The 23,746-nt window shown below is 62.7% G+C and carries 29 protein-coding genes and 1 tRNA gene; 21 read left to right on the top strand and 9 right to left on the bottom strand.

Going from position 1 to position 23,746, the window contains the following annotated elements:
• Positions 1 to 46 precede the first annotated feature (46 nt).
• The 3 genes from AC4K8G_RS01285 to plsY are packed head-to-tail and all read right to left on the bottom strand — an operon-like array spanning position 47 to position 2,342.
• Positions 47 to 688 (bottom strand): hypothetical protein, encoded by a 642-nt coding sequence (locus AC4K8G_RS01285; RefSeq protein WP_491732380.1) that lies wholly within the window; start codon positions 686 to 688, stop codon positions 47 to 49.
• Positions 688 to 1,767 carry a DNA-processing protein DprA gene (gene dprA, locus AC4K8G_RS01280; RefSeq protein WP_491734382.1) on the bottom strand — a complete coding sequence of 360 codons (1,080 nt, stop codon included), beginning with the start codon at positions 1,765 to 1,767 and terminating at the stop codon, positions 688 to 690. The genes AC4K8G_RS01285 and dprA overlap by 1 nt, the downstream gene beginning before the upstream one ends.
• Positions 1,740 to 2,342 carry a glycerol-3-phosphate 1-O-acyltransferase PlsY gene (plsY, locus tag AC4K8G_RS01275; protein WP_491732379.1) on the bottom strand — a complete coding sequence of 201 codons (603 nt, stop codon included), beginning with the start codon at positions 2,340 to 2,342 and terminating at the stop codon, positions 1,740 to 1,742. Before plsY ends, dprA begins: the two co-directional genes overlap by 28 nt.
• 59 nt (positions 2,343 to 2,401) lie before the next feature.
• Here plsY and murI point away from each other — a divergent pair, with 59 nt between their 5' ends.
• From murI to AC4K8G_RS01240, 7 genes are all read left to right on the top strand, one after another.
• Positions 2,402 to 3,190, top strand: coding sequence for a glutamate racemase (gene murI / locus AC4K8G_RS01270; protein ID WP_491732378.1), 789 nt, complete (start codon positions 2,402 to 2,404; stop codon positions 3,188 to 3,190).
• A 58-nt stretch (positions 3,191 to 3,248) separates the two neighbouring features.
• Positions 3,249 to 4,460: a 5-aminolevulinate synthase gene (gene hemA, locus AC4K8G_RS01265; RefSeq protein WP_491732377.1), complete on the top strand. Its 1,212-nt coding sequence runs from the start codon at positions 3,249 to 3,251 to the stop codon at positions 4,458 to 4,460.
• Between the two features lie 37 nt (positions 4,461 to 4,497).
• Positions 4,498 to 4,950 (top strand): ribose 5-phosphate isomerase B, encoded by a 453-nt coding sequence (gene rpiB, locus AC4K8G_RS01260; protein WP_491732376.1) that lies wholly within the window; start codon positions 4,498 to 4,500, stop codon positions 4,948 to 4,950.
• Positions 4,950 to 6,272: a serine hydroxymethyltransferase gene (glyA, locus tag AC4K8G_RS01255; protein ID WP_491732375.1), complete on the top strand. Its 1,323-nt coding sequence runs from the start codon at positions 4,950 to 4,952 to the stop codon at positions 6,270 to 6,272. Before rpiB ends, glyA begins: the two co-directional genes overlap by 1 nt.
• Before the next feature lie 13 nt (positions 6,273 to 6,285).
• On the top strand, positions 6,286 to 6,765 hold the full coding sequence (nrdR, locus tag AC4K8G_RS01250; protein ID WP_491732374.1) for a transcriptional regulator NrdR: 480 nt from the start codon (positions 6,286 to 6,288) through the stop codon (positions 6,763 to 6,765).
• Positions 6,762 to 7,490, top strand: a complete 729-nt coding sequence (locus AC4K8G_RS01245) for an RNA methyltransferase (protein ID WP_491732373.1) — start codon at positions 6,762 to 6,764, stop codon at positions 7,488 to 7,490. The genes nrdR and AC4K8G_RS01245 overlap by 4 nt, the downstream gene beginning before the upstream one ends.
• Positions 7,491 to 7,555: 65 nt before the next feature.
• Entirely contained in the window at positions 7,556 to 7,822 is a 267-nt protein-coding gene (locus AC4K8G_RS01240) for a hypothetical protein (protein WP_491732372.1), read from the top strand.
• A gap of 33 nt (positions 7,823 to 7,855) precedes the next feature.
• Here AC4K8G_RS01240 and AC4K8G_RS01235 read toward each other — a convergent pair whose 3' ends face one another.
• A complete protein-coding gene (locus AC4K8G_RS01235; RefSeq protein WP_491732371.1) occupies positions 7,856 to 8,875 on the bottom strand; it encodes a hypothetical protein in 1,020 nt (339 codons plus the stop codon).
• Positions 8,876 to 8,920: 45 nt separating this feature from the next.
• Here AC4K8G_RS01235 and AC4K8G_RS01230 point away from each other — a divergent pair, with 45 nt between their 5' ends.
• Positions 8,921 to 9,868 carry a TauD/TfdA family dioxygenase gene (locus AC4K8G_RS01230; protein WP_491732370.1) on the top strand — a complete coding sequence of 316 codons (948 nt, stop codon included), beginning with the start codon at positions 8,921 to 8,923 and terminating at the stop codon, positions 9,866 to 9,868.
• Positions 9,869 to 10,050: 182 nt separating this feature from the next.
• A complete protein-coding gene (gene rpsD / locus AC4K8G_RS01225; protein ID WP_491732369.1) occupies positions 10,051 to 10,665 on the top strand; it encodes a 30S ribosomal protein S4 in 615 nt (204 codons plus the stop codon).
• Positions 10,666 to 10,669: 4 nt separating this feature from the next.
• Here rpsD and AC4K8G_RS01220 read toward each other — a convergent pair whose 3' ends face one another.
• Positions 10,670 to 12,691: an alpha/beta hydrolase family protein gene (locus AC4K8G_RS01220; protein WP_491732368.1), complete on the bottom strand. Its 2,022-nt coding sequence runs from the start codon at positions 12,689 to 12,691 to the stop codon at positions 10,670 to 10,672.
• A 111-nt stretch (positions 12,692 to 12,802) separates the two neighbouring features.
• Between AC4K8G_RS01220 and AC4K8G_RS01215 the strand changes: the two genes are divergently transcribed.
• Together AC4K8G_RS01215 and aguB are read left to right on the top strand one after the other, a co-directional pair.
• Positions 12,803 to 13,777, top strand: coding sequence for an agmatine deiminase family protein (locus tag AC4K8G_RS01215; protein WP_491732367.1), 975 nt, complete (start codon positions 12,803 to 12,805; stop codon positions 13,775 to 13,777).
• On the top strand, positions 13,774 to 14,625 hold the full coding sequence (gene aguB / locus AC4K8G_RS01210) for an N-carbamoylputrescine amidase (RefSeq protein ID WP_491732366.1): 852 nt from the start codon (positions 13,774 to 13,776) through the stop codon (positions 14,623 to 14,625). Before AC4K8G_RS01215 ends, aguB begins: the two co-directional genes overlap by 4 nt.
• On the opposite strand, the gene AC4K8G_RS01205 is transcribed toward aguB, so the two are convergent.
• Complete coding sequence (locus AC4K8G_RS01205; protein ID WP_491732365.1) at positions 14,622 to 15,044, bottom strand: acetyltransferase; 423 nt, start codon at positions 15,042 to 15,044, stop codon at positions 14,622 to 14,624. The two genes, aguB and AC4K8G_RS01205, sit on opposite strands and share 4 nt — an antisense overlap.
• An 83-nt stretch (positions 15,045 to 15,127) precedes the next feature.
• Between AC4K8G_RS01205 and folK the strand changes: the two genes are divergently transcribed.
• Genes folK through AC4K8G_RS01190 form a run of 3 tightly spaced genes read left to right on the top strand, consistent with a single transcriptional unit; the run spans position 15,128 to position 16,640 of the window.
• On the top strand, positions 15,128 to 15,601 hold the full coding sequence (gene folK / locus AC4K8G_RS01200) for a 2-amino-4-hydroxy-6-hydroxymethyldihydropteridine diphosphokinase (protein ID WP_491732364.1): 474 nt from the start codon (positions 15,128 to 15,130) through the stop codon (positions 15,599 to 15,601).
• A gap of 11 nt (positions 15,602 to 15,612) precedes the next feature.
• On the top strand, positions 15,613 to 16,041 hold the full coding sequence (locus tag AC4K8G_RS01195; RefSeq protein ID WP_491732363.1) for a DUF6314 family protein: 429 nt from the start codon (positions 15,613 to 15,615) through the stop codon (positions 16,039 to 16,041).
• Between the two features lie 29 nt (positions 16,042 to 16,070).
• Complete coding sequence (locus tag AC4K8G_RS01190) at positions 16,071 to 16,640, top strand: biotin transporter BioY (protein WP_491732362.1); 570 nt, start codon at positions 16,071 to 16,073, stop codon at positions 16,638 to 16,640.
• Here the strand turns inward: AC4K8G_RS01190 and AC4K8G_RS01185 are convergent.
• On the bottom strand, positions 16,637 to 17,344 hold the full coding sequence (locus AC4K8G_RS01185; RefSeq protein ID WP_491732361.1) for a class I SAM-dependent methyltransferase: 708 nt from the start codon (positions 17,342 to 17,344) through the stop codon (positions 16,637 to 16,639). The genes AC4K8G_RS01190 and AC4K8G_RS01185 overlap by 4 nt on opposite strands.
• An 85-nt stretch (positions 17,345 to 17,429) precedes the next feature.
• On the opposite strand from AC4K8G_RS01185, the gene AC4K8G_RS01180 reads away from it, so the two are divergent.
• The 6 genes from AC4K8G_RS01180 to AC4K8G_RS01155 all read left to right on the top strand — a co-directional run bounded on the left by AC4K8G_RS01180 (position 17,430) and on the right by AC4K8G_RS01155 (position 21,560).
• Positions 17,430 to 17,505 (top strand) — tRNA-Lys (locus AC4K8G_RS01180).
• Positions 17,506 to 17,542: 37 nt separating this feature from the next.
• Positions 17,543 to 18,394 (top strand): hypothetical protein, encoded by an 852-nt coding sequence (locus AC4K8G_RS01175; protein WP_491732360.1) that lies wholly within the window; start codon positions 17,543 to 17,545, stop codon positions 18,392 to 18,394.
• 2 nt (positions 18,395 to 18,396) lie between these two features.
• Positions 18,397 to 18,660: a PqqD family protein gene (locus AC4K8G_RS01170; RefSeq protein WP_491732359.1), complete on the top strand. Its 264-nt coding sequence runs from the start codon at positions 18,397 to 18,399 to the stop codon at positions 18,658 to 18,660.
• On the top strand, positions 18,647 to 19,054 hold the full coding sequence (locus AC4K8G_RS01165; protein ID WP_491732358.1) for a lasso peptide biosynthesis B2 protein: 408 nt from the start codon (positions 18,647 to 18,649) through the stop codon (positions 19,052 to 19,054). The genes AC4K8G_RS01170 and AC4K8G_RS01165 overlap by 14 nt, the downstream gene beginning before the upstream one ends.
• A 280-nt stretch (positions 19,055 to 19,334) precedes the next feature.
• A complete protein-coding gene (locus AC4K8G_RS01160; RefSeq protein WP_491732357.1) occupies positions 19,335 to 21,278 on the top strand; it encodes an asparagine synthase-related protein in 1,944 nt (647 codons plus the stop codon).
• 6 nt (positions 21,279 to 21,284) lie between these two features.
• Positions 21,285 to 21,560: a PqqD family protein gene (locus AC4K8G_RS01155; protein WP_491732356.1), complete on the top strand. Its 276-nt coding sequence runs from the start codon at positions 21,285 to 21,287 to the stop codon at positions 21,558 to 21,560.
• Here AC4K8G_RS01155 and AC4K8G_RS01150 read toward each other — a convergent pair.
• Entirely contained in the window at positions 21,557 to 22,213 is a 657-nt protein-coding gene (locus tag AC4K8G_RS01150) for a methyltransferase domain-containing protein (RefSeq protein WP_491732355.1), read from the bottom strand. The genes AC4K8G_RS01155 and AC4K8G_RS01150 overlap by 4 nt on opposite strands.
• 90 nt (positions 22,214 to 22,303) lie before the next feature.
• Between AC4K8G_RS01150 and AC4K8G_RS01145 the strand changes: the two genes are divergently transcribed.
• Entirely contained in the window at positions 22,304 to 23,371 is a 1,068-nt protein-coding gene (locus AC4K8G_RS01145) for a nucleotidyltransferase family protein (RefSeq protein WP_491732354.1), read from the top strand.
• On the opposite strand, the gene AC4K8G_RS01140 is transcribed toward AC4K8G_RS01145, so the two are convergent.
• A complete protein-coding gene (locus AC4K8G_RS01140; RefSeq protein WP_491732353.1) occupies positions 23,368 to 23,742 on the bottom strand; it encodes a hypothetical protein in 375 nt (124 codons plus the stop codon). The genes AC4K8G_RS01145 and AC4K8G_RS01140 overlap by 4 nt on opposite strands.
• Between the last annotated feature and the right edge of the window lie 4 nt (positions 23,743 to 23,746).

Below are 23,746 nucleotides of genomic sequence, written 5' to 3'. Positions count from 1 at the left end.
TGGGGACGGCAGAATCACCGCGTCAAGCGGGCGTCGCTCAGCCCCCTTATGCAAACACCTCTCCTAGCGACTGCATTGGCGGATTGGATACGAGGAACAAGGCGATGGCGGCATGCCAACCCACGACGAGCGCGAAGCTCACACCCGTGTTGACTACGATACTCATTGCGATCGGCATCGCTGACGCGAGTACAGCTCCCAGTGTCACAGAGAGCCCGAACAGAGGAACATAGACGACCAGGAGAAGGCCAAGGATGGGCCAGAAGTGGCCCGCGGTACGATCCCAACTCTTCCGAAGTGCCGCCGCGGCCCCATTGCGTTCCGCAAGGACAATAGGACTGGCCATCGACCAACGAACCCACAGGATGATGCCCGGAATCACGAGCAGCAAAAGCCCGAGCAAAATGCCCAGTCCGCTCAGAACGTTGACGCCGATGATGGTTCCCGAGCCACGCGCGTCGGAGTCACGCTTGCCAAATTTCGCAAGCAGCGAGGCGGTAATCCACCACTGAAAACCGATGCTCACGAATGAGAACAGCAGGCTTCCCGAACGCTGATCAGTTCTTAGGTCGAGCAGTACGCCAACGGTCGCGAGAACCAGGCTTGCAACAAGCGCTCTCCATGAATTTCTCGCAAGTAGCGAAACGGTCTCGCTGAGCAACGAACCAACTTCGAATCTCGCTTCCATCATTGCCCCCTCAAACTTACTCTATTCCCGGCGTGGCGATCTAATCTTCCCGCTAAGTCCAGTTCCAGCAACGCCATTTGCACCGCCCCGCTCGGCGCGCCCGACAGACGGATGATTTCGTCGACCGGGACCGGCGACGGGCCGAGAAGCTCCCCCACCACTCCAAGCGCGTCGTCGCCGTTCAGCTCCTCTGCTGGCTCATAAGGCGTAACAGCCGCGCACACGCTGCTCGCTGGCAGCCGGATCGCCTCGACCACGTCGTCGGCGTTCTGCACCAGGGTCGCGCCGTCGCGGATCAGCTGGTTGCAGCCCTGCGCGCGCGGATCGAGCGGCGATCCCGGCACCGCCATCACCTCGCGCCCCGCCTCCGCTGCCAGTCGTGCGGTGATCAGCGACCCCGATCTCGGCGCCGCTTCGACCACCACCGTCCCCGCGCCAAGCCCGGCGATGATGCGGTTGCGATAGGGGAAGTGCCTTGCCCTCGGCTCGGTGCCAGGCGGCATTTCGGCGATCACCAGCCCGCGCTCGAACATTGCGGTCTGTCGCGCTTCATTTTCCGGCGGATAGAAGATGTCGATGCCACCGGCGACGACGCCAATCGTGCCGCTCTCAATCGCGCCGTCGTGCGCGGCGCTGTCGATTCCGCGGGCCAACCCCGACACCACGACCAGTTCGCGTTGTCCGAGCTCATGCGCGAGGCCCCGGGCGAAGCGGCACGCAGCCGCCGAGGCATTGCGCGCGCCGACCATGCCGACAGCGGTTCTGTCGAGCAGGCCAAGCTGCCCCTTCGCAATCAGCAGCGGCGGGGCGTCCTCGAGCTCTGCGAGCAACCTCGGATAAAGTCCTTGCCCCACCGCAACGAACCGCGCGCCAAGCTTGTCGACCCGGGCAATTTCCCGCTCTGCCGCGTCGCGCGTGGCGATCGGCGGCGCCCTGCCCCCGCCACGCCGGGCCAGGTCGGGAACCGCCTCGAGCGCCTTCCCGGCGCTTCCGAAGCGAGCGACCAGCTGGCGATAGGTAACCGGCCCGACACCCGGGGTCCGGACAAGCCTCAGGCGGTCGACGAGGTCTTCTTCGATCCTATGCGTGGCTCGGTTCCTTTCAAGAGGCGGAGGATATTTTCGCGATGCTTCCAGAGGATCAGCACAGCGAAACCGAGCAGCATGGGTAAGAGAGATGAATGAACGACAGCAGCGGTGATCGGGGCGCTAACCGCCGCGGTCATTCCTGCCACCGACGAGATTCGGGTCGTCCGAAGCAGGATTAGCCAGACAAAGGCGTAAACGACGGCTGCTGGCCACAGCATTGGGATGAGCACACCGAGAAGGGTTGCGACGCCCTTCCCGCCCCTGAACTTCAACCACACGGGATAGAGATGGCCGATGAAGGCGCCGGCGCCAGCAATAGGCCCCATCCCCCAGCCGACGAACCTTTGAGCGAGGATCACGGCGGCCGTGGCCTTGAGGCAATCGAGGATCAGCGTCAGCGCCGCCAGCCACTTGCTTCCGGTCCGCAGGACGTTGGTCGCCCCGATATTGCCCGAGCCGATCTGACGCAGGTCGCCCTTGCCGAACATTCGGGTCAGCACGAGCCCGAATGGGATTGAACCGAGTAAATAGCCAAGCGCCAGGGCCAGGATGATCGAACGGTCCATCGCGGGGGTGGTAGGGCGCGCGGCTTGCGGCTGTCCAGTCTCCGCGCCACAGAGCGCGGGTGGATCCGAACGCTCCCCTCCTCTTCTTCGATTCCGGGGTCGGCGGCCTGTCGGTGCTGGGGCCGACGCGCGCCCTCCTTCCGACGGCGCCGATCGTCTACGTCGCCGACAGTGCGGGCTTTCCTTACGGCAAGAAAAGCGATGCGGAGCTTGCCAGCCGCGTTCCCGCCTTGCTCGGCCGGCTGGTCGAGCGTTTCCGCCCGCGCCTCGCGATCATCGCTTGCAACACCGCATCGACCATCGCGCTCGACCATGCGCGCTCGGCGCTTGATGTGCCGATCGTCGGCACCGTCCCGGCAATCAAGCCGGCGGCGGAGATGTCGAAGAGCCGCGTGATCGGCGTGCTCGGTACCGAAGCGACGGTGCGCCAGCCCTATGTCGACGACCTCGCCGCAAAATTTGCGCCCGACTGTACCATTTTCCGCCACGGCTCGCCCGAGCTCGTTGAGCTGGCCGAGGCGAAACTTGCCGGGGAAGAGGTTACCGTCGACGCGGTCCGCGCCGCGGCCGAGCCGATGTTTGGCCAGCCCGGTGGGGATCGGATCGACACGGTGGTCCTCGCCTGCACGCACTTCCCACTGCTCGAGGATGAGCTTCGCATGGCCTTCCCCGGTGTCGACTATGTCGATGGCGGTCCCGGGATCGCACGGCGAATCGCTTATCTGACCCGCGAGCAACCCTGGCCGGCCGAGCGGCCTCCCGGAATCGCATTGTTCACGAGCACGGTCCGTGAACCTTTGCTAAGGTCGCTTGCCACTTACGGCCTGGACGAGGTGCACACGCTCTAGTTGGCTATGGCGTTGCGAAAGGGTGGCGGCTAAAGGCGCCCGCAAACGAGGGTTACTGTTGGACTACGACCGCATTTTCAGATCGGCGATCGAGCGCCTTCATGACGAGGGCCGCTACCGCGTGTTCGTCGACATTCTGCGCACCAAGGGCAGCTTCCCGAACGCCCATTGCTTCGGCGGCAACGGGCCCAAGCCGATCACCGTCTGGTGCTCGAACGACTATCTTTGCATGGGCCAGCATCCGGCCGTCGTGGAAGCGATGGAGACCGCACTCCGCCAAGTCGGCGCGGGCTCGGGCGGCACCCGCAACATCAGCGGCAACACGCATTACCATACCGAGCTGGAAGCCGAGCTGGCCTCGCTTCACGGCAAGGAAGGCGCGCTACTCTTCACGTCGGGCTATGTCTCGAATGAGGCGGCGCTCTCGACCTTGGGCAAGCTTCTCCCCGGCTGCGTCATCTTTTCCGACGAGTTGAATCACGCCTCGATGATCGCGGGGATCAAGAACAGCGGCTGCGAAAAGCGCGTGTTCCGCCACAACGATCTCGAGCATCTCGAAGAACTCCTCGCGACCGAGGATGCCGACGCGCCCAAGTTGATCGCGTTCGAGAGCGTCTATTCGATGGACGGCGACATCGCCCCCATCGGCGCAATCTGCGACCTCGCCGATAAATATAATGCGCTGACCTACCTCGATGAGGTCCACGCCGTCGGCATGTACGGCGAGCAGGGCGGCGGCATCAGCGACCGCGATTCGGTCGCCGACCGGCTGACCATCGTCGAAGGAACGCTCGGCAAGGCCTTCGGCGTGATGGGCGGCTATATCGCGGCGGACAAGACGATCATCGACTGCATCCGGAGCTACGCGCCGGGCTTCATTTTCACCACGTCGCTGTCGCCGGTCCTGGTTGCCGGTGCGCTTGCCAGCGTCCGCCATCTCAAGGCTTCGAACGCCGAGCGGATCGCGCAGCAGGAATCTGCCGCGATGCTCAAGGCAAAGTTCACTGCTGCCGGCCTACCGCTGATGCCGAGCGTGACTCACATCGTGCCGCTGCTCGTCGGCTGCCCGGTCAAGACCAAGCGGATCAGCGACATCCTGCTCGCCGAATACGGCCTCTACGTTCAGCCCATTAATTTCCCGACCGTGCCGCGCGGCACCGAGCGGCTGCGCTTCACACCCGGTCCGCACCACAACGCCGAGATGATGGATGAGTTGGTCGGTGCGCTGATCGAGATTCTTAGCCGCGACGAGATCAGAATCGCCGCCTGAGGCTGGCGAATCCCGCGCGCCTGGCTTAGCAAGGGCCATGCGCATCGTACTCACCGCGGACCATGCCGGTGTCGAGCTCAAGGACGAGCTTTCCGGCTGGCTCTCAGACCAAGGCCATGAGGTTCTCGACCTCGGCACCCACGGCCATGAAAGCGTCGATTATCCGCGCTTCGGCGCGATGATGGCCGAGGCTTTGGCCGATGGACGCGCCGAACGCGGGATCACCGTCTGCGGCTCGGGCATCGGGGTCGCCATCGCCGCGAACCGCAACCCCGCATGTCGGTGCGCGCAGGTCGCCGAGCCGCTGTCCGCCTCGCTTGCGCGGCAGCACAACGACGCCAATGCCATCGCACTTGGTGCCCGTTTGATCGGTTCCGAGATGGCGAAAGCGTGCGTAACCGCCTTTTTGACGTCGGATTTCCTCGGCGGACGCCATCAACGGCGCGTCGATCAGCTCGCCGACCCCTCTTCGCAACGGGAAAATGCCTGATGGCCACCGCCGCCGATATCGAGAAATTGTCTGAGAACTATCGCGTCCCCGCCGGCTTCTTCACGAGCGGGTTGAGCGCCAAGGACTCGGCCGTCGAGGACGCCATCCACGACGAGCTTCGCCGCGAGCAGACCCAGATCGAGCTGATTGCCTCGGAGAATGTCGTCAGCAAGGCGGTGCTCGAAGCGCAGGGCTCGGTCCTCACCAACAAATATGCCGAAGGTTATCCGGGCCGCCGCTATTACCAGGGTTGCGCGCCGTCCGACGCCGTCGAGACCTTGGCGATCGAGCGGGCCAAGAAGCTGTTTGGCTGCGGTTTCGCGAACGTCCAGCCTCACTCGGGCGCCCAGGCCAATGGCGCGGTCATGATGGCGCTGCTGAAGCCCGGCGACACGATCATGGGGATGAGCCTAGCCGCGGGCGGGCACCTGACCCACGGGGCGCCGCCGGCGCAGTCGGGCAAATGGTTTAACGCGATTCAGTATGGCGTTCGCCAGGACGACCATCTGGTCGACTTCGACGAGGTTGAGCGGCTGGCCAAAGAGCATCAGCCAAAGATGATCATCGCAGGCGGCTCCGCTTATCCGCGACACCTCGACTTCGCCCGCTTTCGCGCCATCTGCGATGAGGTTGGAGCGCTACTGTTCGTCGACATGGCGCACTTTGCCGGCCTAGTCGCTGCGGGCGAGCATCCGACCCCGTTCGGCCATGCGCATGTCGTCACCACCACCACCCACAAGACTCTTCGCGGACCGCGCGGCGGCATGGTCCTCACTGACGACGAAGACATCGCCAAGAAGGTGAACTCCGCGGTCTTCCCGGGACTGCAGGGCGGCCCGCTCATGCACGTCATCGCCGCCAAGGCCGTCGCGTTCGGCGAGGCGTTGCAGCCCGAGTTCAAGGATTATGCGAAGGCAGTGATTGCCAACGCCAAGACGTTGGCAGGACGGTTGAAGGAGCGTGGAGCCGATCTCGTCGCGGGCGGCACCGACACGCATCTTGCGCTGGTGGATCTTCGCCCGCTTGGCCTCACCGGCAAGGATGCAGACGAGAGCCTCGAACGCGCCGGGATCACCTGCAACAAGAACGGCGTTCCGTTCGACCCGCTGCCTCCGGTCAAGACGAGCGGCATCCGGGTCGGGTCGCCGGCCGCAACTACGCGCGGTTTCGGCATCGCCGAGTTCCGCCAAGTGGCTGACATGGTCGCGGACGTCCTGGACGGTCTCAAGGACAAGGGTCTCGAGAACAACGGGTCGGTCGAGAAAACGGTGAACGAACGCGTCCGCGAGCTGTGTGCTCGCTTCCCGATTTACCAGGGATAGGCCAGAGCACGAGATGCGCTGCCCATTCTGCGCGCACGAAGACAGCCAGGTCAAAGATAGCCGGCCGAGCGAGGATGGCGCGGCCATCCGGCGCCGGCGCCAGTGCGAAGCCTGCGGCGCGCGCTTCACGACATTCGAGCGCGTTCATCTGCGCGACCTGACCGTGGTCAAGAAAGATGGCAAGCGCGAGCAGTTCGACCGCTCAAAGCTCGAGCGGGCGATCGGCCATGCAACGCGCAAACGGGACATCCCCGTTTCCAAGATCGAGCAACTGGTGAGCGGCGTTCAGCGCCAGCTCGAGACCCGCGGCGACGAAGTGTCGACCAGCGCGATTGGCGAAGCAGTGATGGCCGGGCTCAAGGCGCTCGACCACGTCGCCTACATTCGCTTCGCCAGCATTTACAAGGACTTCAGCGACCCCGGCGACTTCGCCGAAATCGCCGAGCGGGTCGAGAAGGAAGCCACCCCTCCGGGGCACGAAAAGCTGCTGTGAGCGAGCTCAACAAGCCGGTCATCGTTCTCGTTCGTCCGCAGCTTGGCCAGAATATTGGCAAGGCCGCGCGCGCCATGCTCAATTTCGGGCTGACCGAAATGCGGCTAGTCGAACCCCGCGATGGCTGGCCCAACCCCGACGCAGGCCCTTCAGCGAGCGGAGCGGACGCCGTGCTCGAGCAGGCCCGGGTCTTCGCCACGGTGCCCGAAGCAATCGGCGACTGCTCGACGGTATTCGCGTCTACAGTACGTCGCCGGGATCTGGTGATGCCGGTCGTCGGACCGGAGCAAATGGCCGACACCATCAGTCGATCCGCCGGGCGGTGCGCCATCCTGTTCGGCCCCGAGCGGTCCGGCCTCGAGACCGAAGACGTCGCGCTCGCCAACGCGATCGTGACTGTCCCGATCAACCCAGAGTTCGGATCGCTGAACCTCGCCCAGGCGGTTATCCTCCTTGCCTACGAATGGTCAAAGCGGAGCGCGCTCGCACAACCGCCGGTCAAGGAGTTGGAACCGGTCGCACCGCTCGTGGAAACCGAGGGCCTGATCGGACAGCTTGAGGAAGCGCTGACCGCGAAGGGTTACTATCATCCCCCGTCGCGCACCCAGGCAACCAAGAACACCATCCGCACCATCTTCACCAAGACCGGCTGGTCCTCCCGCGAAATCAAGGCGGTACGGGGCATCATTCGCGCATTAATTGGTCCCACGCGCCATCATAACTGATTGTAATCCTTGGCGCGGTCTGGCAGAGACGGCGCCTCAATCAGAATCTTGTAGCGAGGGTCACCATGTCGATTTTGATCGCGGCGATGTTGCTTGCCGTCCAACAAGCCGTCCCGGCAGACACGGGCGCTCCGGCTGCTCAGAAGAAAAAGCCGCAGCAGATCTGCGAGATGGTCGAAGTGACTGGCAGCCGTGCGCGGAAGCGCGTTTGCCGCGATGCGAGCGGCCGGCTCGACCTCGGCCCGGGCGTGTCGGACATGAGCTCGCAGGGCACGCAGCAGCGTCAGAACTATCTGAGCAATCAGCCAGCTGGCGGTGGCGGCAGCCACTAAGCGCCCTGAGCGGACCGCTTCCAAGCGGCGTCGCTAAAATAATCGAATGGCCTCTCCGACGAGAGGCCGATGGAGCGCCTGCGGCAGATTTGTTGCCGCGGGCGCTCGTTCTATCCAGCGCCGCCCTTCGAGAATCTCATCGGCCAGCCGGACGCGGTCATTCGCCTGGCGCTCACGCCGATCCGCTTCGCTGAACTGCTGGCCGGGGTTCTTGGAATAATGGGACAGAATCTCGCCGAGTTCGCTTTCGCGGGGCCGGGCGGCAACGCCGAGATGGGCGAGCGCTGCATCGACAATCCGCGACGGTTCCGAGAATAGAGTTTCCGCGTCCAGGCCACGTGCCGAAGACTGCACCTCGAGCGCATCTGAAAAGATCAGGGTTTGCGCCAGCCAAAGCGCCGCAGCACGTTCCGCAGTGGTGCGGGCATCAAGGGTGCCAATCCGTTTGAACAAAGCGGGCCCCAGTTGATCGGTGACCCGATCAACCCATTTCCGATGTGCGCCGTCCCGCAAGATTGCCAACAGGTAAGATTCGAGCGCCATGTGAAGGAAGATTGCCGGCGCGTGGGGGTCAAGCTCGAGTAACTCATTCAGGATGAAGTTCACTGGCACATTGGCTTTGACGATTGCCGGTTCGCCTTCCGCGAATCGGCGCGCCGCCAGCCGGTGCGCAAGCGCCAGCTTCTCCGACCAGCGCGCCGACCGACGACTGCTCGCGGATTCTATCGCAAGCTGGCGAAGCGGCGGAGGCTCCCGAAGAACCAAATTGGCGCCCGGCAAGTCGAGCGCCCGCGAAAGCAGGGTCGAGCCGCAGTGAGCGATGTGGAAAATCCATGCCAATCTCGGCGATGGCGGGAGGCCGGAGGCCGCATCTAGCAGCGGCAGGAGGTCGCGCCGGTGCGGGTTCGGATCCACGGGAGCCGCACGCGCATCGAGGAAGATCGACCGATGATAGGATTGGCGGTTCATCGAGAGAAAGACCGCGTCCCGGCCATCCATCGTGAGGAAATGCTGTTCAGGGCTTGAGAACAGTCCCGCAACGTCGAGGTCCATGGTTCGGTATAGCGTGGCCCCGGGCCGCTTGCTATTCGCCGGCCGGTGCCCACCGTCACGCGTCCGTCGGACCTTCCTTACGCTTTGATCGAAGCCGATCCCGGTGAGCAGCTTGGGTCGCTCAAAGACGACGACATAATCGAGCTCTATAAGGCTCATGGCGCCCTGCTGTTCCGCGGCTTCGAGCGCGATCTCGACGCGTTCGCGGCCTTTGCGGATCGCTTCTGCGCAACCTCGGTTCAGAACGACAGCCGCAACCGCGCAATTCTCGACACGTCCCGGAATATCCAATCGGTGGACCGGGGACGCGGAGCCTTTCCACTCCATCCAGAGCTTTCCCGCGAGCCGTGGAAGCCGGATGTCTGCCTATTTTATTGCGTTCAGCCGCCATCGACCGGCGGAAGGACGACGATCTGCGATGGAGTAAAGATCGCGGAGCTTCTTCCCGCCGGTCTCAGATCGAAGATGGCCGAACGAAGGTTGGTCTACATCCAGCGGGCGAGACCGGCCGTGCTGGAATATTGGTTCGGGAACCCCGATCCGAGCGACCTCGAATTGGCAAACCCGCCCGACGGTTGCCCGTACAGTTTCGAGCGGGTGGGGAGCGAAGTCGCCAGGCTGTTTTCCCGGCCATTCCTTCACCACCCGATGTTCAGCGAAGGAGTGGCATTCGGCAATTTCCTGCTGTTCGCACGCCACGGGGGCGTGACCGGCTTCCCCTTGCTTGATGATCGGACCCCGGTTCCGGACTCTTGGGCCGAGGAAATCCAGCGCGTCAGTGGCGAACTGATATCCGAGGTCGCATGGCGCGAAGGGGATCTGCTGATGCTCGACAATACGCGGTTCATGCATGGCCGTACTGCCATCGTCGATGAAGAGGAGCGGTCGATCGCATCTCATTTCGGCTACCTTCGGTTCGCCAGGCCCGATCCTGAGGAGCCCCCCAATGCCTTATGGCGCCGCCCGGGATTCCGCCCGCCCCCCGCACTTTAAGTGTGGGCGGCGAGAACTGGATTATCCTCAAAAACTTGACGCATTGATCGTCATTCCCTAGCTGCGCCCTTCGCAATTGGCCCCGCACTTCCGGTGAAGCGGTGGCCCTGCCCTCCCCGATCCTTCGGGAGATAAGCAGCGCGGCTCCGGAAAACGACGATAACGCAGTTGAAGGATTGAACATGACCAAGCGCACCAGCGCCAAATACAAGCTCGACCGCCGCATGGGCGAGAACGTCTTCGGTCGTCCGAAGAGCCCGGTGAACCGCCGTGAATACGGCCCCGGCCAGCACGGTCAGCGCCGCAAGGGCAAGCTCAGCGATTTCGGCATTCAGCTTCGCGCCAAGCAGAAGCTGAAGGGCTATTACGGCGACATCACCGAAAAGCAGTTCAAGAAGAACTATTTCGACGCCAGCAAGATGAAGGGCGACGCCTCGCAGAACCTCATCGGCCTCCTTGAGCGCCGTCTCGACATGGTCGTCTACCGCGCCAAGTTTGCACCGACGATCTGGGCTGCCCGCCAGCTGGTCAGCCACGGCCACATTCGCGTCAATGGCGTGAAGTGCAACATCGCCAGCCGCCGCGTCGACGTCGGCGACGTCGTCGAGCTCGGCCCCAAGGCGCAGGAGATGGCGCTGGTGATCGAAGCCCAGGGTCTCGCCGAGCGCGATATCCCTGACTACGTCGTTCCGGACGGCACCAACAAGGTGACCTATACCCGCGTGCCTAAGCTCGACGAAGTGCCCTACCCAGTGCGGATGGAGCCAAACCTCGTGATCGAGTTCTACTCGCGCTAATCCGTCAACGATCGGAAGAAATAAGGCGGCGGGGAAGATCCCAGCCGCCTTTTTTCTGGCTAGTGCCCGATGGCTGAATCCAGAAATCGCCGATCCTGGTCAGCATTTGAGTTCTCGCGGCTGAATCGTTCAGTTGATGGTCGAGCCCATCAAAGGTGATGAGCTCACTGCGTTTTCCAGCGCCTTTGAGCGCTTCCTCCATCTTTTGCGAATGTCGGTAGCTCACGTTGGCATCCAACGTCCCGTGGACCAGCAAGACAGGCACGTCGATGTCGGCAGCATGCCGAAGCGGCGAACCATCTGCTACGTGCGGCCCCGATCCGACCTCTTCCGCGACGAGTTTGTAGTTGGTGAAGTCGCGAAAATCTTCTTTCAGCATGGCAAGATCCGTCACCGGGGCGATCGCGACAACGGCCTTATAAAGTCCGGGCTCGGTCGCGGCGGACTGAAGCGCGGCGTATCCGCCGTAGGACCAGCCAACGATAGCCGTCTGCTTCGGGTCCGCGATGCCTTTCGATGCCAGCCATTTGGCGGAGGCAGTCACATCGCCGATCGAGGTTCTCCAGTTTTTGAAGCCATTCTTGTTGAGCCATGCGTCGCCAAAACCTGCCGAACCGCGATACTCTGGCTGCAGCACGGCGTATCCGCGGGCGGCGAGAAACTGCGGCAGCCAGTCGAAGCCCCATTCGTCCCGCGCGCTCGGCCCGCCGTGGGGAAGGACGACCGCAGGCAAGTTCTTGCCGGAGCTATTGGGGGGCAGGGTTAGGTAAGCGGGGATGCCCGCACCATCGGCGGCTGGAACGACCACCGACTGCTGTTTCGCGAGCGGGCGTCCGTCGAGCTTCGGCCGCGCAAGAAGTGCCTCGTTCAGAGACTTCGTTGACCGATCGAAAACAAAATAGCGACCTGGATCCTGGTCGCTGCCAGCGAAGATGAGAAGCTTGTTCCCATCCGTGCTCGCGTCGACGAAGTCGACGATTGGCAGGTTCGGAATCGCCTTAGAAAGAGACGCGGAGAGGGTCTTGAAGTCCGGATCGAAATAGATCGCGCGGCGCGTGTCTTCGGCAAAGGTGTACCCTATGACCTTCCGCGCCCTCCCCGCCCGCACGACATTATCGATGTCGACATAACTGTTTTGGGCAATCAGTTGCTCGGAGGGTGAATCGCTCAGCGTGATAGCGAACAGCGCGTGTCGCCCATTGTAGCTTTTCAATACATAGAGCTGGTTGGAGGCGGCGTCGATCGCCAGCGGCTCCCAATCGCCATCCGCTGCAACCGCAAGCTGGTGCCAATCCTTCGATGTCGGCGTGCGGTAGTAATAAGCGAGCTCGCCGCTCAGATATCCAGTCGCGGTTACGGCAGCGGCCCACATCAACCTGACGTTTCCAAGCCCATCGCCCATGAAGCCGGAAGCCTTGGCATTGGCAGATTCGACGGCGGTTGTGCGAAGGCTTGCCGTATCGATCTTGTCGACGCCAAGCCCGATCTTGTCGCGGACTAGGCGGGTATTCATCTTATATTCTTCGGGAATGTACTGGCGGGTCATGAGGACCGCGCCGCTCTTCCCGTCCATCCAATCGATCACCTCCCCGTCATACTGACGCGAATAAGCGTCGTATGGGCTGGTGCTCTGGCCCAACAGCTTCAAGTTCTTGCCGTCGACGTCGACCGCGACCAAACGCGTCGAGCCCATGATGATCGTTCCGTCGTTGGTGAGCGCGGAGACCCGGCAGACGGCGCGCGTGACGGACACATACTTGCACCATTGCAACTGGTCCGGGGCCTCCGATTTGGTCACCCCGCGCGTGGCTCCGGTGGCGAGGTTCGCAACCAAGGCTACAGTCGAACGGCCCGGACCTGGCGTCAGGTAAAGTATTTCGGTGCCGTCCGGCGAAAGTGCCGGCTGCGTAACCGATTGACGTGCGCCGAACGCAGCAGCGTCGTCAGCAAGGCTATGCGTCGTTTCAGCATGCGCAGAAACGCTCAACGCGGCTGCGGCAGCCGCGGTCAACAACCAAGAATTCACGAAAATCACTCCCCCGCCCGAACGTCCGGCACGATCACGAACTTGGCAGAAGCGGATTACAATACAAGTACCTGCCTTGGCGCATGCGCAAGGCGTTGCTAGGCGCGCTCCATGGTTTCCCCGCCCCTTCCAGAATGGGCGCCTCATCAGGCGGTGTGGATCGGTTTTCCGAGCGACCCTGAGCTGTGGCTTGGCGATTTGAAACCGGCCGAGCAGGAGATCGCGGAGTTTGCGCGAGCCATCCACGCAGACGCAAAAGGCGAGGAGGTCTGGCTCGTCGCGGCGCACGACGGTGCAGCGGAAAGCGCGCGGAAGCTCGCGCCCTTCGCCAAGGTGATCGTCGAGCAGTTCGGCGACATCTGGCTGCGCGACACGGGTCCGATCGTTCTTGGCAGTGGCGGCGGAAGACAGGCGCGCGGCTTCGGCTTCAACGGCTGGGGCGGCAAGTACGACCTCGATGGCGACCAGGACATCGGCGAGCGCCTCGCGCGCGACGCTGGCCTTCCCTTCGCTAAGGCCGACTGGATCCTGGAAGGCGGCGCGATCGATGGCGACGGGTCGGGCACGGTGATCACGACCGAACAGTGCCTGCTCAATCCCAACCGCAAGACGCTGGGCCGAGAGGAAACGGAGCAAAAGCTGCTTCACGACCTCGGCTTCGACCGCGTGGTCTGGCTCGGCTCGGGCCTGATGAACGACCATACCGACGGCCATGTCGACAATCTGGCGCGCTTTGTGGCCCCTGGTCGGGTCGCAATCCCCACGGTCGCCAAGGACGATCCGAACGAAGCGGTCTACAAGGACGCGGCGCGGCGGCTGGCCGACGCGCGCCTCGACGTCGTCACCCTGCCCTCGCCTGGCCGAATTACCGGCGAGGACGGCGACATCGTCCCGGCCAGCTACATGAACTTCTACATTGGCAACGCGGTGGTGGTCGTCCCTCAATATGGCGCGGCGAACGATCGCGCGGCGGTCGAGGTGGTCCAGGCGTTGTTCTCCGACCGCGTTGCAATCGGCCTGCGTGCGGACCACATCCTGACAGGAGGCGGCAGCTTCCACTGTATCAGCCAACAGGTTCCCGCATGACGAAGCTCAACGTCGCTGCGCTGCAGCTCGCTTTTACGGACGACACCGACGCGAACATCCGCGCGGTGAGCGAGCTCGTTCGCGAAGCTGCCGGCAAGGGCGCCGAAGTCGTGCTTCCGCCCGAGTTGTTCGAAGGCCCTTATTTTTGCCGGATCGAGGACGAGAGCCTGTTCGCTACTGCCCGGCCCACCGCCGAGCATCCTTCCGTCCTTGCGATGCAGAAGCTCGCGGAGGAACTGAAGATCTGGATCCCGACGAGCTTCTTCGAGCTCGACGGTCCCCATCATTACAACAGCCTCGCGATGATCGGCCCGAACGGAAAGATCGCCGGCGTCTACCGCAAGAGCCACATCCCCGACGGCCCGGGCTATGAGGAGAAGTTCTACTTTCGGCCGGGCAACACCGGCTTCAAGGTGTGGAACGGCCCGCACCGCTCGACCCTGGGCGTCGGCGTCTGCTGGGACCAATGGTACCCGGAAGCGGCGCGCGCGATGATGCTGATGGGCGCCGACATCCTCTTTTATCCGACCGCGATCGGCACCGAGCCGCACGACCCCGACCTCGACACGTCCCGCCTGTGGCGGCGAGCTATGATCGGCCACGCCGTCAGCAACGTCGTTCCGGTCGTCGCGGCCAACCGGATCGGAACGGAGCACGGGCAACGATTCTACGGTCACAGCTTCATCTGCGACGAGCGCGGCGACATTCTCGCGGAGTTCGGTGCCGACGAGACAGGCGTGATCACGGCAACGCTCGATCTGGCGCAGGCCAAAAAGCATCGCGCGGCGTTCGGTTTCTTCCGCGATCGCCGACCTGAACTTTACGGCCGGCTGACCGAGGACATCTAATCCCGCCGCATATGTAGCAACGGATAGGGTCGGCCGTCGCCGTCCGTTGGCGATCGGCCTGTCTCTTCGAAACCCATGCGCTGGTAAAAGGCGACGGCCGCCTCATTCTGCTCGTTCACCTCGACGGTGGTAGGGCGCGGCACACGCTCGGTGAGCAAGCGACCGATCCCAAGTCCGTGAGCGTCCGGCGCCAGAAACAGTGAATCGATGTTTTGGCCCGTGACCCCCATGAAGCCGACTGGCTCCCCGTTCTTCAAAGCAACCCACAACGGCGCTTCTCGGACGTAATCCGCCACCAGCGGCTCGATCGAGGCCCGGTCCTCGGCTGAAAGAAAGTGATGCGTGGCATCGACGGAATCGCACCAGATTCGAAGCAGCTTGGCAGCATCCGTGGGCTCGCTGGCTCGAACGTCGATCATGACCGGCGAATTGCGAAGAAACTCGCGCGAAGCAATGGGCCACGCGGATTGCGTCCCCGGCGCTTCAATGACAGGACCCGCCTGTGTCCCACCTCTATGCCATTGCGATCGGGTCGAACCGGCCACACGGCCGTCATGGCCGGCCTGCAGGGGTCGTTGAAGCCGCGATCGCAAGGCTCGACCGGGATTTCGGCTTGTTCGATGCCTCGCCAATAATTCTCAACGCCGCGAGCGGCGGTGCTGGCCGAGACTTCGCCAACGCGATTGCACTGGTCGAAAGCGACCTGGAGCCTCAGGCCATGCTCAAGCAACTCAAAGCGCTCGAGCGTGAGTTTGGACGCCGGTCCGGCAAGCGCTGGGGGCCGCGGGTGCTGGACCTCGATATCGCACTGTGGAGCAGCGGGCGATACCAGGCGCCGCGCCTCAGGATCCCCCACCCAGAGATCGAGAGGCGTAGCTTCGTCCTCTCGCCACTGGCCTCGGTTGCGCCGAGTTGGCGGGTGCAGGGCCCACTTACCGTGCGCCACCTCGCCTATCGACTCTCCAGCTCTCGCTAACGAGCGCCAAGATGTGGCCGGTTGAGAACTTGAGAACCTATTTGTCGGGATCCTGGCGGCTCGACCGCGCCATAGTCGACCATCTTCTCTCAAGCACTGGTACGATGCATGGCGCAGCGCAATTCAATGCTTACGGAAATTCCCTGATCAATGAGGAGCGAGGAACCCTGAGCTTCGGCGCGCACGAGGGCCTGGCCGAGCAAACCTACTCCTACGATTTTTCCTCTAGCGACGGCCGTGCCCTGGTTCGCTTTCGCGACGGCCGCCCGTTCCACGAACTGGATCTATCGGCGGGTGAAACAATCGTACGGCATCCGTGCGAGCCGGATCGATACGAGGGTCGTTTCACCGCACTCGACGAAAATCATTGGCAATCAGACTGGACGATCGTGGGGCCGCGCAAGAACCTCACCATTGTCACCCTGTACACACGTCCATAAGGCCCGACATCCACCACGGAAGGTTCCTCATGCCCGCCACTGCTGCTGCCCTCACTCTCAAGCCCACGAACATCTGGGTTCGGCGGATTGCTCTAATCCTTTTCGGCAACCTTTTGCTGTGGGCGTCAGCGAAGGCTCAGGTGCCGTTCTGGCCAGTCCCGATGACCATGCAGACCTACGTCGTGCTTACGCTCGCGGTGTTGGCGGGCTGGCGCCTCGGCGCGGCGACCTTGATTGCTTATCTGGCGGAGGGCGCCATGGGCTTTCCGGCATTCGCGGGCACGCCCGCGACCGGGATCGGCCTTGCCTACATGACCGGAGCCACCGGCGGCTATTTGGCCGGCTATCTCGCGGCAGTGGTTGTGATCGGGCTGCTGGTCGAGCGGGGGTGGACCCGCACCAAGCTCGGAACGGCGACAGTGCTCTTGGCCGGTGAGCTGACGATCCTCGGCCTTGGTTGGGCGTGGCTCGCCCTCGGTTTGGGGGTGCAGAAAGCCGCTGCGGTCGGCGTCCTCCCGTTCCTTGCCGGGGACGCGCTCAAGCTGGTCCTGGCGATCGGGACGGTCAGTTACGCGCGTCGGCTGCTCGCCCGGCGCTAGGCGCTCTTCCGAAACACCGAGCGCGCGACGGGGTTTGTCAACCTCCGCCCGTCGGCGCCGAATAAGGGAGGCTCCATTAGTGGCGAGTTCGCGATCGGCTCCAGCATTACGGATGCCGATGCAAGCTCGACTGGATAATGGGCGTGCATCACGCATAGCAGGCCGCCCTCTTCCAAGCGATCAACCAGACTCGTGAGGCCGCGGTCGAACCGCTCATAAGGATAGTGGCCGGCGAGGTTTTCGACCTCCCGTTCAAGAATCTTGTGAGGCTCGCGCTGAAACACCGCGAGCGCGAATATCATCTCGAATAAGCCGCTCACTTTGTGGGGTGACACCACCGATACGCCGCGATCCCCTTTGACCCTCTGCGCCGCGACCCTCCTGCTACGCGCGTTGATCTCGGCACCGACAATCTCGGCCTTCGGGAAATAGCGCCTGAGCGTCGCCAGCTCTTCTCCTGTCGAGCAGCCGAACGAAAGGATGCGCGACGGGCTAGGATGCAGCGTAGCGGCGAGCGCCATGATCTCCGGATAGCGATCCTGTTCGGTGTGTGCGGTGGTTTGGTGGATCTCGCTCCCGTGCCGCACCCGCGTCCAAATCTGGCTTCGGCCCTCGGCGCTGAACGCAGGCCGCACGAGATCGAAGGCGCTCGCCCACCATGCGCCCCGCTTTCGCCCGCGTTTCATTGCGCCTTTGATGTCCACTCGGCCAGTGCTGCCGAAAGAGGCGCGCGGGGACAAGCGTCGCCTTGCCGCGCGCCGCCTGCGTCGCTAACGCGCGGACTTCGGTGGGCCCATAGCTCAGTCGGTAGAGCAACTGACTTTTAATCAGTAGGTCGCTGGTTCGAATCCAGCTGGGCTCACCAGCCTCAGCGGCGGGAATGCGAGGCGTGTCGAGGAGTGATGGCGAAAACTTCCGCTGAGCTCTTGATGGAGCGCGAGACGCGGGTCTCGTTCGGCGAGGTACCCAAGCGGCTGCTCGACCACCCTCTCGGCGAGATGAGCTGGGCCATGAGGGGGGACGAGTTCCTCCTGCGCGGCTCGGGCGAGCATTTCTTCTTCTACCGGCGCGGCGAAGGCATCCGAGTGCACCGCGGGCCCGACGCGAACATCGCTGACGAGGTGCTGTGGCTGAATGGCAGCGTTTATGCGGCCGTCGCGAGCATCAACGGGCTCCTTCCGATCCACGCGTCCGCCGTTGTGGCCTGCGGCGGTGTTGTCGCATTCGCCGGGCCGCCGGGCGCCGGAAAATCGACCCTGGTCGCGGCTTTGGGTAAGCTCGGTTTTCCGATGTTTTGCGATGACACCTTGGTGCTCGATCTCGCGGATCCGGAGGCGATCATCTGCCTTCCGGGCCACAAGCGTTTGAAATTAACGCCGGACGCGGTTGCGCTTACGGGCGCGAAGCCGGGAGAAAAAGTGTCCCGGAACGTGGACAAGTTCTATTGCGCACCGCCGGCCGGAGAGGCCAGCGCGGCAATGCCGATGATTGAGCTGATTTTCCTCGAAGAGGGTCCGGAGTCCTCCGTGAGACCGATTTCGGGCTTCGAACGGTTCGAGCGAATGCAGGACGATCATTACACGGCTCACCTCTACGCCGGAGCGCGGGACTTCGATCGCCAGGAAAAGTTCGAACATCTTATTGGCCTGGCCAAACGCATCGAAATGGCTTCGTTCGTTCGGCCCCGCGACGAGGGCCGGTTTGGCGACGATGTCGAACTCGTGGCCCGCTATCTTGAGGGCAGAACAGGATAGCGATGGCGCTGGCGAAGCGAAACGAACGATTCACCGAGACGCCGAGCGATGGCGAGGTAGTCATCATGCGCCTCGACACCGGGCAATTCTTCTCTTTGGCCGGGACGGCCGCGGCGGCCTGGCACCTGATTGACGGCGAACGCACCAGAGCCGATCTCATTGCCGCGCTCTCCGTGGAATACGCATCTGCCGATGGACAACTTGAAAAGGACCTGGATGAGTTCCTGGGCCAGCTGAAAGCGTCGGGCATCCTTGTCGAAGCCTGATCTCTGGGCCGGTCGGACGCGGACCGCCCGCGCAATCGGTCTTCTCGGCCTTGCTCGCCTAACCGTCGCGCTGGTCCCGTTTAAGCGCTGGAGCCACTCACTCGGGCTTGCCTTCGGCAAGAAGGCATTCGCTGACGCCGAGCGCCTCGCCAGTCAGGTCGAATGGGCCGCCCAACGGTCACCATTCCCGGTCAAATGCTTACCTCGTGCGATGGCGCTGAGCTGGCTCTTGCGCGCAAAGGGAATTTCGCACGCGGTCGTGTTTGGGGTGCGGCCAGCCGAGCTTCGGAAGTCCGACGACCCGCTCCACGCCTGGGTAGAAATCGACAACAAGATCTTGATTGGCGACTTGCCTGGACCGTGGCTTCAAACGCTTCGTCTCGGCGAGCCTTGACTGGGCACTTGAATTAACTTTGGGTTGAGTTGCAACAGCGCTGGCTGGCGACTATTGTCTTTGACAAGGGGCGGTTCGGCTTGTGCCCTTATGAGTTATGGGAGCCTACGATGACGAAGAATCGCAAGACAGCCAAGGCCTGGACTAAGCCCCAGGTGACGCGCCTTGGCGAGTTGAAGGACGTGCGCGCAGGCAACACCGGTACGACGTCCAACGCGGCAATGTCCTGACCCACTACCAGTCGGGCTTCAGACCAGCTCGTTAACCTCCCGATCTCAAGATGCTGGCGGTCGCTTGGCCTTGGGTGACGGGCGACCGATTCAATCGACAGGATCTTCCGAGGCGCCTCGGCGCTTCGCTCTGCTCCGGTATCGGCGGACATGCAGGGGAAGCTGAACGCGAGGGCGTCTCCTTCGCTTACCGTGCAATCAACTCAACACTCCCCCAGGCCCGGGCTTGGAAACCGGCATCGCTGCCGAGCGGTCGATCAGTCGTCTTTAACGGCTATTTCGATAATCCCGCCGACATTGCCGCCCAGCTAGACGTCGACAGCACAGACCCCGCGGAGCTTTACGGTCTAGCCATCGAACGGTGGGGCGATGAGGCCGAGCGGCGCATCGTCGGCCACTATTGCACGGTCATTACCGACCCAGAAAGGTCATCCATGCGGCTGGCGCGAAGTCCAATTCGCGCGCCGCCACTCTACTACGTTCATGGGGATGGGCTAACCGGGGCCGCTTCGGTCCCTCGTACCCTCTTCGCGGCGGGCGCTCGGCAAGATCTCAGCGAAGCAAATTACGCGGATATGGCGTGGTTTTACTTTGCGGACCCGGAAGCAAGCTGCTTCCGCGACGTCTTCAGAGTACCCGTCAGCTCCGCGGTCGAATTGGAGCGAGGGAAGGCGCGGGTAGTTCGGCAAACGTACGATGTCATGGCCGTGCCCAAGCAGAAAGTTTCCAGCGATCAGGAGGTCCTGGAAACGGTTTCGGCCTTGCTCGACGAGGGTGTGAAAGCCTGCCTGCGCGGTTTTAAGAAGCCCGGAGCAACACTTTCAAGCGGCCTTGATTCGCCTCAAGTCGCGGTTCGAGCTCTTGCCCAACTGCCACCCGGCCAAAAGCTGCCAACCTTCACGTTTCACCCGGAGCCGGGATTCGACGGCAGCGCGCCGCCGTTTATGAATCCGGATGAAAGGCCGATGGTCGAAGCATTCGCGGCGCTTCATCCAGGCATCGAACCGCATTTCACATGCAACGAAGGCGCGGACCCGCTCTTTAGGACCAACGAGCTGTTCCACCTGATCGGATCCGTCCCGCCATATCTTGGCACAATGTACGTGTTTCACGGCATTCTGGCGGCGGCCTCGGCAGAAAAGTGCGACCTGCTGCTCACGGCGGAACTCGGAAACGTGACCTTTAGCGACAAGGGCCTCAACGGCTTTGTCGAATATCTGCTGAAGGGCCGCTGGCGGCAACTTTGGTTGGCGCTGACTCGGCCTGCGATCCACAAAGGCGGGATCGCGCAGCGGTTTATCGTCCGTACCCTTTCGGCCTTCCTGCCCAATTCGGTATGGGCAAGGCTTCGACCGTTGGTGACGGGACGTTCGCTTCTGGTACCGCTGATGCAGCCGTTCTCGACGAAGTTTCTCGCTGCAACCGGCACGACCGGGCGCATAAAGCGAGCGGGTCACTGTCCGGAGCGCGGCCAGCCTTGGACGCGCCGCCATGGGCGGAAGGTCGCCTTCAACAACGAGGATTGGCCCGCTGACGTCTACCAAGGCTTTGAACAGATGTACGGCGTACCCATGCGCGATCCGACTGCGTACCGGCCGTTCGTCGAATATTGCCTTGGCCTTCCGACAAGGATGTTCATGCGTGATGGCCAGGTGCGCTGGCTCGCGCGCGAACTGGCAAAGGGAATCATGCCCGAGGCGCAGCGCCTTAATGTGCTCGAGGGTTGTTGGGACGCCGACTGGCACATTCGTATTGGTCGGCGACGCAAGGAGTTCCTGGAGGAGCTCAACCAACTGGAAAAAGATGAGAGATTTGCTGGAATGTTCGACTTCCCGAGACTCCGTGCCGGGCTTGAGGATTGGCCCGAGACGACCGTTACCAACCACCAGGTCTCCCACGCCCCGCAAGCAGCGCTGCCAGCCGCTTTGCTGACCGCGCGGTTCATCAACTATGTCGAGGGTCGAAACACTCCCTCCCCATTAGATCTAGGCTGAGGCAGCATGCCCGATCGAGTCTACAAACGCTCCTCGGAGATACTTGAAGCCGCAATCGGCAGCGAACTAGTGACTCTCGACGTCAAAACTGGCGACTGTTTCGGGTTCAACGAAGTGGCGGCAACCATTTGGACGGCGCTGGCCACGCCCCGGACCTTCGAGGAATTAAGGGACCAGCTCGTTTCCGAATATGACATCAGCGCGGAGGAATGTTCCGCGGAGCTTGGCACACTCCTTGAGGAGTTGGTCGAAAAGGGTCTCGTCGCGACCGAGCAGCGCTAGCAGGCTGAACCCTGCCCGATTCGCCCTGCAGCTTCGTTGTAGAACAAGGAAACCGTGGATCTGGCCCAGAACTGGCGCCGCCGCATGCGTCTCCGGATGAATTTACCGGTCCGTTCGAGCGCGTCGGCTTCCCAATCCCCCGAATAAGCAATGATCATCGCCCGCTGCGGCTCGCTCGCCAGCACCGCAAGACGTTTTGCGACCGCTTTGAATACCGGCCCTCGAAAGGGGCTGTACATGAAGATGAAGAGATTTCCGGCCGGCAGTTCTGCCGTACGGGCGTCGCCGTGGACCAACGACACGTTGGCACTCCGTTTGAGCCCGGCGCGCGCGATGTTGTTCTCGGCAATCTCGTGAAGCACGCTGTCGGCTTCGATGCCGACTATCCTTTGAAAACCATAGGAAGCGGCCGCGATTACTACCCGGCCCTTGCCGCTCCCAAGGTCGACGAAGCTGAAATCGCGGGGATCTGCACCAGATTCGCCCACGATGCGCGCGAACAGAGCCGGGTTCGTCGGCGAATAGTCGCCGGCATGCTGGCGGATGCGCGAGGGCATGCCGGTCAGGTCATCGCGCACAACGTTACGATTCGTCTCGATGTTGTGACGTCGATCGAACAGCAGACCAGCCAAATGCTTCCTGAACCCGAACATTTGCCCTTTGTCTCTCTGGTGACTGGGTTTCGACCGTTGCTAACTTTTTTGAGACTGCACTCCGGCCACCACTAAGTCTACGAGTGTAGCGTGAAAGCATCGCCGGAATTCCAGTTTCTCGTCGAATGCTGCCGCGGCGCATTTGACGTCGGCGAACGTCCGACAGTTCCGTCGCTGGACTGGCCACTGTTCCTGCGGGTTGCACGTTTCCATCGCGTGCAGGGTTTGGCCTGGACTGCCCTCGGCACGCTTGGCGATCTCGTCCCGCCGGAGGTCCGCGATGAATTGGCCTCCGACGCAACAGCAATCGTTGCCTCGAACCTGCGGCTCGCGGCCGAATGCCAGCGCCTGCAGACGGCATTTGCACGCGGCGGAATTGCCGTGCTGTTCTTCAAGGGCCTTACGCTGGGCGCGATCGCTTACGGCACGATCGCCACCAAGGCCGGGGTCGACATCGACCTGCTTATCGACCCGGACGATCTCGAAGCCGCGGCCCAGCTGCTCCGCGGCAATGGATATCGGATCGCAGCGCCTACCTCAGCAAACTCGCAGCGCCTCGCCATCTGGCATCGCCTTCGCAAGGAATCGACCTGGGTTCACGCGGAAACAGGTTTCCAGGTCGACCTGCACACGCGCCTCGCCGACAATCCGCGGCTCATTCCGGGCATCGGTCTTAATTCACCGCGCCAGACGGTAGCGATCTCCTCCGGGATCTCCCTCACCACGCTCGCGGATGACGAACTATTCGCTTACCTCGCGGTTCACGGCGCCTCGAGCGCCTGGTTCCGGCTCAAATGGATCACGGACTTCGCCGCTTTCATCAGCGGCAAGGATCCATCGGAGCTGACGCGTCTTTACGGACGTTCGCAGGAGCTGCGAGCCGGCCGGGCCTCTGCCCAGGCGCTGCTGCTTGCCGACGTGCTATACGGTTCGCTTGGCGAAGCCCCCGCCCTCAAGCAGAAGCTCGAAAGTGATCGCGGCGCGCGCTGGCTGGCAAGTATTGCCCTTCAGCAAGTCGGCGGACGCATGGAGCCAGTCGAACCAACGGCACATCCGCTAGGCACGGCGGCGATCCATTATTCTCAATTCCTGCTGCTGCCCGGGACTAGGTTCAAGCTATCCGAATTCATGCGACAGGGGCGTGCGGCCTTCGCCTAGCGACGGCGCTTTCGCCTGGCCCCGGCGCGAAAAAGGTCCGGCCGGAGCCGTGCGCTGACCATGAGCAAAGCGGGCACGAGGATGGTCAGCACCAGGTCCTTTGCACCCTCACCATATTGCATGCCGGGGTCCGGCCATTGCTCGACCCACAGGTCGACCGTCTCGTTCCACAGGATGACCGCAAAGCACCAGAGGAAGGGAAGCCAGGATGAAATTGGTCGTCGAAGCACCAGGGCGGCCACGAGCCAAACGAGCACACCGACAATGACATGCAGGGCGTCATGATCGATCGCGAACGAATGCTCAAAAAACAGCTTGCCTTGGTGCCACGCACCCATCGCGTCGATCAAAGCAGTCCAGAGATCGTGCACAGCT

It is taken from the genome of Sphingomonas sp. SP3 (genome assembly GCF_058514305.1).
This window is presented reverse-complemented; position numbering and strand designations above follow the sequence as displayed.